Origin of the sequence: Mycobacterium sp. ITM-2016-00318 (assembly GCF_002968285.2) — a bacterium.
Lineage (GTDB): Bacteria > Actinomycetota > Actinomycetes > Mycobacteriales > Mycobacteriaceae > Mycobacterium.
Window position 1 is genome coordinate 939,236 of the sequence record NZ_CP134400.1, and the last position, 10,935, is coordinate 950,170.

Here is a 10,935-nt window from a genome sequence, read left to right on the forward strand (position 1 = left end):
AGCCTTATAGTGGTGGCCCGGCCGTGCTTCGGCTGCATACCCGGCCCATGCCGACCCACATTGGAGTGCTTTTGCCTTGGTCTCGTCGCGTCCGCGCTACCGCCGCAGCAGCTGCCGCCGCGGCGGTGGTGTTGCTTGCCGGAGACGTCGCCGACACCACCCCTCGTTGTTCGACGCAATGCCAAGTCGCCAGCGCGGCGCAGACCGTCGCCGCGCCTGAACCCAAACCTCCGCAGCCCGCCGCGATCGGCGTCTTCCCCAGGTCGCAGGCCGCCGATGTCGATCCCGCCGCGCCGGTGTCCGTTGCCGCGTTCAGCGGAAAGATCGACAACGTCGAGATGGTCAACGACTGGGGCGAGACCGTTCCCGGCGCGCTGACTCCCGGGAGGACCGGCTGGCATCCCACCGAACAGTTGAAGTACGGCCGCACCTACACCATGACCATCGCCGCCCGCGGTCCCGGCGGCATGCCGACGCGTCAGACATCGAGCTTCACCACCCTGTCGCCCGAGAGCCTGACCAACGTCAACCTCAACACCCTCGCCGGTTTCTCGCTCGTCGACGGCAACACCTACGGCGTCGGCACCATCATCGAGGCCTACTTCGACGATCCCATCACCGACAAGGTCGCCGCCGAGAAGCGCCTGCACGTCACGTCCAGCGTGCCCGTCAACGGCTCCTGGAACTGGATCAGCGACTACGAGGCTCACTGGCGACCCGAGAAGTACTGGCCGGCAAACGTTTCCGTAGACGTCACCGCCGATATCTACGGCGCAAACCTCGGCGACGGCATGTACGGCGAAGAGAGCAAGCGCGTCTCCTTCAAGATCGGCAACGCACACGTCGCAGTCGCCGACGACAAGACCAAACAGGTCAGCGTGTTCGACAACGGCAAGCTTGTCCGCACCATGCCGACCTCGATGGGCAAGGGCGGCACGCAGGTTGTCGGCGGCAGGGAATTGCACTTCTGGACGCCGCCGGGCACCTACGCCGTGATGGACAAGGCCAACCCGGTCGTCATGGACTCAACGACCTACGGCTTGACCGGCGGAGCCGGCTACCGGACGACCGTCAACTACGCCACCCGCATCAGCATGGACGGCATCTATCTGCACCAGCTGAACGAAACCATATGGGCACAGGGCAACACCAACGTTTCCCACGGCTGCCTGAATCTCAGCGGCGAAAACGCCCGATGGTTCTTCGATTTCGCACAGCCCGGCGACATCGTCGAGGTGCGTAACACCGGCGGTCCGCCGCTCACCCTCGACCAGGGCGGCGACTGGTCCGTGCCGTGGGACGAGTGGCGCAAGGGCAGCGCCCTCAACGCCTGACGGCCGATCACGCCGCCGTGGCGAAGTCCTTCGGTTCCGCAGCCAGCGGATCGCCGTGGGCCGGCTCGGGTGAGCCAGCCCGGACCGCCTCCAACTGCGCCCCGAACGCGACACCGAGAAAGATTGCGACCGAGGACAAGTTGGCCCATAACAGCAAGGCGAAGATGCCGGTCAGCGGTCCGTAGGTCTCACCGAACGAGCCACTGCTGACCACGTAGAGCGCGAGCAGCCCCGTCAGCAGGAGCCACAACGCCAACGACACCCCTGCCCCGAACGCCAACCACGAGTGCCCCGGCTGCCTGCGGCGCGGCGCGCGCTCGAGAACCACGGTGAACGAGGCCCACGCCAGGATGACCCCGAGCGGCCAACTGCCGATCGTCCACAGCGTGCTGACCGTGTCGCCCCAGCCGTAGGCCGCCGCGAGCGCCTCGCCGAGCGCGTCGCCGGCGATGATGACGACGAAGCCGAGCTGCATCAGCAGTCCCGCTGTCATCGCCATCACCAGCGCCCGGCTGTACTTGCGCAGTGCCGGCCTGTCACGTTCGATGCCGTAGATGCGGTTGGCGCCGCGCTCGATCTGACCCATCGCCGTGGTCAGCGCGACGACTGCGGCGAGCAGTCCAAGCCACAACGCGAACTGCCCGCCCGTCACACCCTGATCCCTGGTCCGCTCCGCGGCCTGCTCCACCATGTCGCTCTGATCCCTGCCGGGCAGCACTCCTGCGACCGTCTGGATGATCACCTGCCCGAGCTTGTCCTGGTGCACCGCGCTCGCCAGGCCGACCAGCGCGATGGTCAACGGAATGAATGACAGGCACAGCTGTAGTGCAAGCGCCCGCGCGTGGGAGAAGCCGTCTGCATATCGAAAGCGGATGAACGAGTTCTTGACCAGGTTCCAGCGCCCGTACTTCCGCAGCGCGGTCACCGCGTCGTCGGCGGAGAGTTCGTCGCCCGAGATGCTGATGGTCTCCGGCACTCGAGTAGCGCTGCCCATCGATTCTCCTTACCCGGTTATGCGGCCGCCGACGTCGACTGCGGCACACGCAGGACGAGAGCGCCCGGTTCGACGCGGGCGTCGATGCGGCGCCCTTTGGCGATGACCTCTCCGTCGGCTTGACGTGGCACGTCCCGGTCAGCCTGGATCGAGATCGTCCGTCCCTCAAAGCGTTCCAGGTGCCGGTCATGTTTGCGGTGGCGAGCGATCCGGTATGCCACCCGAATCCAGTCACGAAGCGTTCGTGGCGCGACGACGACCACGTCGAGCATGCCGTCGTCGGCCGCCGCGTCGGGCAGCAGCTCGAGACCGCCCTCGAGCTCGCCGACGTTTGCGACCAACACCGTTCGCGCGTACCGCCGCAGCGGCGGCCCACCGTCGATGGACAACTCCACCCGCATCGCCGGATCCCGCAGGTGCCGAAGCCCGCTGGCCACGTAGGCGGGCCAGCCCGCGAAGCGCTTCATGCGTTCTGTGGTGTCCGCCATCATCGCGGCGTCGAAACCCATCCCGGCCATCACCGCGAACGGTTGGCCGTCGCCGAGACGGCCCAGATCGATCCGGCGATCTTCCCCGTGCAGCGCCGAGGCCAACGCGTCGTCGACCTCCAGTGGGATGCCGAGATTGCGGGCGAGCAGGTTGCCGCTACCGACGGGAATGATCGCGACCGGAAGGGTGCTGTCGGCGAGTGCACTCAAACACGCCATGACGGTGCCGTCGCCGCCGCAGATCCCGACGAGCTGGACGCCAGCGGCGACGGCCGCCTCTGCCATCGCGCGGCCCGGATCCTCGGGAGTCGTCTCCAGCCACAAGGACTCCGACCATCCCGCAGCGCTGAACGTCTCGTCGATTCGAGTACGTATCTCCGCGACGTCCGATTTGGCCGGGTTGACGATCATCGCCGCGCGCATCAGCCACTCACCAGTCTCTTGTCGGCGTCGACGACCGCGTGCCGACGGTCACCGGCGTCATGGCTGCGCACGTAGACGATGACGACGCTCAACCAGATCGCGCCGAGTAGCATGCCCGCCAACACGTCGGTCGGATAGTGCATGCCGCGGTACACGCGGCTCGCCGCGATGGTCAACGGCACTGCCGCGCAGGCGATCACGGCGACGACTGTGAGCCACCGTCGTCGGCTGTGCCAGATGACGATCGCCGCGACCGATCCGTAGAAGCAGATCGCGGCGGCGGTGTGTCCCGAAGGGAACGATGACGTCGGCGGCGCCTCGTCCAGGTGCGGCACAGCCGGTCGCGGTCGGTCGATGAACAAGGTCGTCGCCAGGAATGTCGCTGTCTCCCCGACCACCGCGTAGATCACGACCAGCGACTCGCGACATCGCCCGAACAACAACCGGAACACCCCGGCTGCGAGCACAGTGAGCACAACGATCGTCGGCGTCGCCGACAACGTGGTGATGATCTGGCTTTCCGAGACTTCGTCCAGTTGCCGGTATTCCACCAGCCGTGCCGGAACGCCTGCATCCCACTTGCCCACCGTGGTGGAGGGCAACACGCGGGTGACGAGGTAGCCCACCGCAACCATCAGTACGACGAGCCCGACAGCCGGCACCACCAGCCACCGGATGTCTCGTATCAGGCCCCCGACACCTTCCGAGCGCATGACCAAGAAGTACCCCGTTGGCCGTTTGTCTACTCAGCGGTCAAAAAGGGCGGTCGATAAGGCGCAGATCAGCGCACCGGATGCTCGGCGACGCCCACCTCATCGGAATGCTCGACCGGCTGCCCGGTCTCGCGTCGCCACGCCACGTACGCCGACGTCGTCACGGCCACCCAGCAGACGCCGAGCATGACGCCCGCTACCACATCGCTGAGGAAGTGAACGCCGAGCACCACCCGCGCCAGTGCGACGACGGCCACGACAAGAGCCGCAGCGGCGACCGCGGCGATACGGCCCCGCCGGGACAGGAATCGCAGCCCGAGCAGGACGAGAAGGCAGCAGCCGATGGACGCGCCGAGCGCATGGCCCGAGGGGAAGGACAATCCCGGCGCCGCCGAGACCGGATCGGGAAGGACGGGCCGCGCCCGCCCGACGATCAGTTTGAGAACGAACCCGAGCCCCGCGCCACCGAACACGGTGACGAGAAGCCATGTCGCATGCCGTCGTTCACCGCGCACCAGGTACACCAGCGCAACGACTGCCAGCGCCACCCGAAACACGTTCGGGTCGAACACACGGCTGATGATCTCTGCGGTGCGCACGAGTTCGGGATGGGCGTCGTCGATCCGGCGGAAGGCCTGTGCGGTGCCCGTGTCGAGGCTGCGCAGCGGCGGCCACCCGGCACGCACCAGCAGGAGCAGCAGCGCGAATCCCGCTGCAGCGAACAGCGTCCCGATCAGACCCGCGCCGAGCCGCGCGCCGAAACGCTCGTCGGCGGCGGACATGTGACGGTGGACAGGCCGCAGCAGCCCTTGGGACATGTGTCTGGTATTCCCGCAACAGCCCTTCGGTATGCCATTCCACAGCCGGTACACGGCCGCAACGGATTGGAAACAAAGCAAATTTAGCTTTGCCGAATGACTCAGGATGTCAGCAAAGAGCCGGTGAACGAGGTCGTCGTCGCCGACCTCGACACCATGACGGCGACCAAGGAAACGCTCGAGGACTACACGCTGCGGTTCGCACCGCGCAGTTACCGGAAGTGGTCGACGGGCGTCGTCGGCATCTCCGCGCTCGGCGGTATCGCCTACCTGGCCGACTTCGCGATCGGCGCGAACATCGGCATCTCCTACGGCACCACCAACGCGCTGTGGGGGATAGCGATATTCGCCGTCGTCGTCTTCGTCACCGGCTTTCCGCTGGCCTACTACGCCGCGCGCTACAACATGGACCTCGATCTGATCACCCGCGGAAGCGGGTTCGGGTACTACGGCTCGGTCGTCACGAACGTCATCATGGCGACGTTCACGTTCATCTTCTTCGCGCTCGAAGGCTCCATCATGGCCCAGGGCCTCGAACGGCCTCGGCATACCGTTGTGGGTCGGCTACGCCGTGTCGACGTTGATCATCTTCCCGTTGGTGATCTACGGCATGAAAGTGCTGTCCACCCTGCAGGTCTGGACGACACCGCTGTGGCTTGTCCTGATGGTCGCACCGTTGGTCTACCTCGTCGTCAGCCATCCGGAGTCGGTCAGCCAGTTTTTCGCCTACCAGGGCGAGCAGGGCGCAGGCGGGTTCAACCTCGGATACACGCTGCTCGCCGCGGGAGTCTGCCTGTCGCTGATCGCTCAGATCGCCGAGCAGATCGACTACCTGCGCTTCATGCCGCCGAAAACGCCTGAGAACAAGCGCAGTTGGTGGACCTGGATGATCCTCGCCGGGCCGGGCTGGGTGTTCTTCGGCGCCATCAAGCAGGTCGTCGGACTGTTCCTGGCGGTCTATCTGATCGCGAACGTCGCCGACAGCGCTGGCATCGCCAACCAGCCGGTGCACCAGTTCCTCGAGATCTACGAGAACTTCCTGCCCGGCTGGCTGGCCATGACGCTCGCCGTCGTGCTCGTCGTCATCAGCCAGATCAAAATCAACGTCACCAACGCCTACTCGGGATCACTGGCGTGGACGAACTCGTTCACCCGCGTCACCAAGACCTATCCCGGCCGGCTGGTGTTCCTCGGATTCAACCTGCTGATCGCGCTGATCCTGATGGAAGCCAACATGTTCGACTTCCTCAACACGATCCTCGGGTTCTACGCCAACTGTGGCATGGCGTGGGTCGTCGTGGTGGCCTCCGACATCGTCTTCAACAAATACCTGCTGAAGATCTCGCCGCAGGCGCCGGAGTTCCGCCGCGGCATGCTCTACGCGTTCAACCCCGTCGGCTTCGGCTCGATGCTGATCGCCGCCGGCGTGTCGATCGTCGCGTTCTTCGGCGGCCTGGGCGAAGGCATCCGGCCGTACTCGCCGCTGGTCGCGATCGTGCTCGGATTGGTGCTGCCGCCGATCTTCGCCATCGCTACGAAAGGTAAGTACTACCTGCGTCGCACCGACGACGGCATCGACCTGCCGATGTACGACGAACTCGGCAACCCGTCCGGCGAACACCTCAAATGTCATGTCTGCCATCACGATTTCGAACGGCCCGACATGATGAAGTGCGACACGCACGACGCGTTCGTCTGCTCGCTGTGTCTGAGCACCGACAAGGTCGCCGATCACGTGCTGCCCGCACAGACCTAGCGACGAGCGAAGCCGGGAGCGTGCTGCGGAAATAGCCCGACGCCGACGAGGTAGGCCGGGATCGCCGTCAGCTGCGGCGCCCGCTCGATCACCCTCAGCAGCGCCGCCGGAGGAGTCGCCTGACCGCCCTTGAGCACCGGAGCGAGTACCTGACGGTGCAGCACTCGCTGCAACGTCTGGGTCGCGATGGTCGGCACGATGCGGCGTCGACGGACAGCGGCAAGATCCTTGTCGGTGAGCCGGCCGGTCCGAAGCGGCTCCGCCAAGTGCTGCGCGGCGGCCACCGCGTCTGCGATCGCCAGGTTGATCCCCACACCGCCGACCGGCGACATCGCATGGGCGGCATCCCCGATGCACAGCACCCCGTCGTCGTGCCAGCGACTCAAGCGGTCCAGTCGCACGTCGAGGACCTTCACGTCGTCCCATGACGTGATCGCCGCGGGCGACGTCTCCGGAATCAACTCGGCGAGCTCGTTGTGGAACGCATGGAGTCCCCGTGCCCGCAGCTGCGCATGACTGCCCTTGGGAATGAGGTAGGCGACCTGGAAGTAGCCTTCGCGGGGAATCATGATCAGCGCGCGCCCGGGTTCGGTGCGCGGGATCAGTGAGTACTGACCGTCCTGCTCCCGCGGCAGCCGGAACCACATCACGTCGAACGGCACCGGGTATGTGCGGATCGGTAGCCCAGCGTCACGACGCACCACCGACGTGCGGCCGTCGCAGCCCACAACGAGGTTCGCGCGTAACTCGCCCGGTCCGTCCGGGCCGGTGTAACGCAGACCTGCGACGGCGTCGCCATTCCGCATCAGCCCGGTCGCTTCGGTGTTCATCCGCAGCGTGAAAGTGGGCTCCGCGCTGGCCGTCTCGGCGATCAGATCGAGAAGATCCCATTGCGGCACCATGGCGACATAAGGGTGGGGCTGTCTCAGCCGACGAAAGTCGACGAGCGTGTATGTGCGGCCGTCGACGGAGAATTGGCCCCGCTCGACGCGACTCTGCGGGAGTTCGTCGAACCGCGCGAACAGGCCGAGCTCGTCGAGCAGCCGCATCGTCACCGGGTGCACCGTGTCGCCGCGGAAATCGCGGAGGAAGTCGGCATGCTTCTCCAACACCGTGACCTCGACGCCGGCACGGGCCAGCATCAGCCCGAGGAACAACCCGGCGGGGCCGCCGCCCACAACGGCACACGTCGTCTTCTCGCTCACCTTGTCACCTTGTCTCGAAAGGGGTGCATCATGCCAGTCTCGGGGGTGTCTGTGCAGCGATGCCGCACGTCGCGACTATGAATTCAAGATCACAAATTAGCTCCACGCTGTGAGTCAGCTCACGTATGACGCTATATTGTGTCTGTCGTCACAGCGAAGGGGCTCACATGCAAACGCACAACGGCGCCATGGTGTCGCAGGTCAGCCAGTCGCGTGCCGCATCGCACGGCCACGCCCATATGTGGTGGGGTGTGCTGATCGCATTCCTCGGCATCGCGGGCATCGCAGCGGTGGTGGTCTTGGCGATGCTGGGGTTGACGACCGAAGCCCTCATCGTCGCCATCTTCACCGGCGCGTTCTTCTCTCGCTGCCTCTGCTGAGGCGGCCGCGCAGGCCGGCAATTCAGTCGCCGGTGCGTTCGAACCTGTCCTCGAAATCGCCGCCACCCGTGCATGCGCTTCCCGGCGCGATCGTCTGAGTGCCGCGCCCCATCAGCACCGAGATCGGATCGTCGAGCGTCCCAGGCATCGGATACTCGGCGGTGATCGTCACCTTCGCGGTGCCGCCGTCCGGGCACGTCGCATTGCCCTGTTCGTTTCGGCTCCACTTCTCGTCCGCGTACACCAGGGTGACCGCCGAACCGCCTGCGTGGAACAGGCTCATGCACTTGTCGCCAGTGCGCAGACAGTAGGTGTCTGCGCTGAGCACCTGGCCGGGCAGGGTGTCACCGTTCGTGAAACTGGTTGTCTGCCGGTAGCTTCCGTGCAAGTCGTCGGCCGGCGAGATCGCGCGCGGCGGCAACACCGCCGGATCGGGAACCTTGTTGGGATCGGCGTCGCCGGTCCGCGTGAATTTCAGCGTTCGCTTGGCCGCGCACAGGCTGTCGGTGGAGGCTCGGATGCTGTCGCCGGCCAGGGTGCCGTCGGGCTGCGGCTCCAAGGTGAAGACGACCCAGATCTCGGACGGCGCCTCGCCGCCGCAGTCCGATGACGCCAGGCCGACGGCGATCCATTTGCCGCCGATCTGGTCGTAGGTCATGTTCGACAGCAGGGAGTTCCCGCTGGCGCTCGCCGCGGTCGCGACGCACCCGCTCGGGCCGCACTCCGAACGGACCTCCCAATTGCTCGTTGTGGCAGGCGCATTCGGCACCGGCTTGCCGTCCAGGTCGGTTCCCGGCCCGTAGTCGGCGCGGTAGGTGCCGTTGAAGTCTGTGGTGTTGGCGGCTGCCGTCGACGGCTTGGTGGAGCCCTTGTCGTCGTCACCGGTCAGCTCGACGACCCCGATGACGCCGCCGACGATCACCAGTGTCGCGATGAACACCAGCGCGCCGACGAGCAGGCCGTGGTTGCGGGCCTTCTTCGGCGCGGGCGGCGACGGTGCAGGCTGCTGCACCTGATGCGGTCCGCTGAACTGTGTGGGCGCCGACGCCGGGTACGGTGCAGGCGTGTAACCGACCTGGGTGAACGGCTGCTCCGGCCAGCTCAGCGCGGAAGGGCTTCCGCCCGCAGAGGTGGCCGGTGCCGACCATGCGCTCGACGACGCCGATCCGGTGACGGCTTCCTTTGCCGCTTGGGCCATGTCGACCGTCGTCGGGTAGCGCTCGGCGGGCTGCTTGGCCAGGCCGGTGGCGATCACCCGATCGAGTTCCCGCGGCATCGCAGCGCGTTCGGACGGCCGCGGCGGCGGCGTCACCATGTGCCCGACGGCGACCTGCTCCAGCGTGGTGCCAGGGAACGGCTGCTGGCCGGTCAGACACTGGTAGAGCACGCACGCCAGCGCGTAGACGTCCGAACTCGGATGCACCTCATCGGAATTGAACCGTTCGGGCGCCATGTAGGCCCACGTGCCGATCGCCGAGCTGGCCGACGTCAGCCGGGTGTCGGTCGCGGCGCGCGCGATGCCGAAATCGATCAGATACGCATAGTCGTTCTTGTCGACCAGGATGTTCGACGGCTTGACGTCGCGGTGCACCAGCCCGACCTGGTGCGCGTTGTGCAGCGCCGATGCGATCTGGTCGACGATCGCCACCGCGCGCCTCGGCTCAAGCGGTCCGTCGTCGATCAACGTCTGCAGGTCGACGCCGTTGATCAGGCGCATGGTCACATACAGACGGTCGTCGATCTCGCCGACGTCGAAGATCGGCACAACGTGCGGATCGTCCAGTCGTGCGGCGGCGCGCGCCTCACGGCGGAACCGCTGCTCGAAGTCGGGGTCCTTGGCGTAGTGGGGGAGCAGCATCTTGAGCGCGACGACGCGGTCGATCGCGCTGTCGTGCGCCTTCCACACCTCACCCATGCCGCCACGGCCCAACAGTTCGATCAGCCGGTACCGACCGAACGGCGTGCCCTGTTCCGGTGTGCCTTCCACCGTCGAATCAGCCCTGCTGCACCGTATTGGAGCCGACGGCGTCGATCTGCGGGGTCCCCGAGATGTAGCTGACGACGTTGTCGAAACCGGAGGCGCCGATCTTGTCCGCGGCATCGACGGTGATCTTGTTCTCGATACCGGATACCGACACCTCCGCGCAGTGACCGGTGATCGTCACCGTGTTGCGGATGCCGCTGATCGTCACGGCGGCGTCATTACAGGCGACCGTCTTGTTCTCGTCGATGCCCGAGATGGTGACCGTTTGCCCCGGCGCGCCGGTGATCACGTTCGGGTCGGCGTTCGGCGCGCCGGGCGGAGCAGGAATGTCGGGCATGCCGGGGATCTCGATCGGGGGCATCGGCGGAGCCGAGGGGATGTCGATGTCGACGGACCCGCCGCCGCTCGACACACTCGAATCACCCGGTGTGGTAACGCTTGTCGTTCTCGTCATGAAGATGATGACGCCCGCGGCGACGGCGATGAAGACGACTGCGATCAGACCGAACACCAACCAGGGGATGCCGCCGGAAACCCTTTGCGGCGGCGCGCCGTAGGGCTGGGCACCCCATTGCGAAGTCCCGTACGGCTGTGCGCCGTACTGCTGCCTGCCATAGGGCTGCGTGGCGAATGGTTGGGCGCCGTACTGCTGGGTCTCGTACGCGGGGGTGCTGTAGTCCGGCGGGGTGTAGGCCGACGTCGGTGGCGGCAGATACGCGGTGTCGCCACCGGCTTGCCCGCCGCCGAGTTCGCTGGACCGCGCCTGATCCGAAAGGGGTTGCTCAAGGGCCCTGATCCTGGCTTCGGGGTCGTCCTCGGGATTCACACCGCAGATGGTCC

General features: G+C 66.3%; 9 protein-coding genes and 1 pseudogene. 3 read left to right on the plus strand and 7 right to left on the minus strand.

Going from position 1 to position 10,935, the window contains the following annotated elements; all coding sequences use genetic code 11:
- Positions 1-47: 47 nt before the first annotated feature.
- Positions 48-1,334 carry an Ig-like domain-containing protein gene (locus tag C6A82_RS04550; RefSeq protein WP_105348538.1) on the plus strand — a complete coding sequence of 429 codons (1,287 nt, stop codon included), beginning with the start codon at positions 48-50 and terminating at the stop codon, positions 1,332-1,334.
- A gap of 7 nt (positions 1,335-1,341) precedes the next feature.
- Here the strand turns inward: C6A82_RS04550 and C6A82_RS04555 are convergent, their stop codons facing one another.
- The 4 genes from C6A82_RS04555 to C6A82_RS04570 all read right to left on the minus strand — a co-directional run bounded on the left by C6A82_RS04555 (position 1,342) and on the right by C6A82_RS04570 (position 4,734).
- Positions 1,342-2,328 (minus strand): YihY/virulence factor BrkB family protein, encoded by a 987-nt coding sequence (locus C6A82_RS04555; protein ID WP_105348540.1) that lies wholly within the window; start codon positions 2,326-2,328, stop codon positions 1,342-1,344.
- A gap of 17 nt (positions 2,329-2,345) precedes the next feature.
- Positions 2,346-3,239 (minus strand): diacylglycerol kinase family protein, encoded by an 894-nt coding sequence (locus C6A82_RS04560; RefSeq protein WP_105348541.1) that lies wholly within the window; start codon positions 3,237-3,239, stop codon positions 2,346-2,348.
- Entirely contained in the window at positions 3,239-3,952 is a 714-nt protein-coding gene (locus C6A82_RS04565; protein ID WP_142406046.1) for a phosphatase PAP2 family protein, read from the minus strand. The genes C6A82_RS04560 and C6A82_RS04565 overlap by 1 nt, the downstream gene beginning before the upstream one ends.
- Positions 3,953-4,020: 68 nt before the next feature.
- Positions 4,021-4,734 carry a phosphatase PAP2 family protein gene (locus C6A82_RS04570; protein ID WP_158261669.1) on the minus strand — a complete coding sequence of 238 codons (714 nt, stop codon included), beginning with the start codon at positions 4,732-4,734 and terminating at the stop codon, positions 4,021-4,023.
- 192 nt (positions 4,735-4,926) lie between these two features.
- Here C6A82_RS04570 and C6A82_RS04575 point away from each other — a divergent pair.
- Positions 4,927-6,526 (plus strand): annotated as a pseudogene (locus C6A82_RS04575) (purine-cytosine permease family protein).
- On the opposite strand, the gene C6A82_RS04580 reads toward C6A82_RS04575, so the two are convergent.
- Positions 6,523-7,731 (minus strand): FAD-dependent oxidoreductase, encoded by a 1,209-nt coding sequence (locus C6A82_RS04580; RefSeq protein ID WP_105341465.1) that lies wholly within the window; start codon positions 7,729-7,731, stop codon positions 6,523-6,525. The pseudogene C6A82_RS04575 and the gene C6A82_RS04580 overlap by 4 nt on opposite strands.
- A gap of 167 nt (positions 7,732-7,898) precedes the next feature.
- On the opposite strand from C6A82_RS04580, the gene C6A82_RS04585 reads away from it, so the two are divergent.
- Complete coding sequence (locus C6A82_RS04585; protein ID WP_105341467.1) at positions 7,899-8,111, plus strand: hypothetical protein; 213 nt, start codon at positions 7,899-7,901, stop codon at positions 8,109-8,111.
- Positions 8,112-8,133: 22 nt separating this feature from the next.
- On the opposite strand, the gene C6A82_RS04590 is transcribed toward C6A82_RS04585, so the two are convergent.
- A complete protein-coding gene (locus C6A82_RS04590) occupies positions 8,134-10,098 on the minus strand; it encodes a serine/threonine-protein kinase (RefSeq protein WP_311101685.1) in 1,965 nt (654 codons plus the stop codon).
- 7 nt (positions 10,099-10,105) lie between these two features.
- Complete coding sequence (locus C6A82_RS04595; RefSeq protein ID WP_105341392.1) at positions 10,106-10,921, minus strand: DUF3060 domain-containing protein; 816 nt, start codon at positions 10,919-10,921, stop codon at positions 10,106-10,108.
- Positions 10,922-10,935: the final 14 nt, after the last annotated feature.

Coding starts and splice junctions, on each gene's coding strand:
- C6A82_RS04550 (WP_105348538.1), top strand. CDS start 48: ATGCCGACCCACATTGGAGTGCTTTTGCCTTGGTCTCGTCGCGTCCGC.
- C6A82_RS04555 (WP_105348540.1), bottom strand. CDS start 2,328: ATGGGCAGCGCTACTCGAGTGCCGGAGACCATCAGCATCTCGGGCGAC.
- C6A82_RS04585 (WP_105341467.1), top strand. CDS start 7,899: ATGCAAACGCACAACGGCGCCATGGTGTCGCAGGTCAGCCAGTCGCGT.
- C6A82_RS04560 (WP_105348541.1), bottom strand. CDS start 3,239: ATGCGCGCGGCGATGATCGTCAACCCGGCCAAATCGGACGTCGCGGAG.
- C6A82_RS04570 (WP_158261669.1), bottom strand. CDS start 4,734: ATGTCCGCCGCCGACGAGCGTTTCGGCGCGCGGCTCGGCGCGGGTCTG.
- C6A82_RS04565 (WP_142406046.1), bottom strand. CDS start 3,952: ATGCGCTCGGAAGGTGTCGGGGGCCTGATACGAGACATCCGGTGGCTG.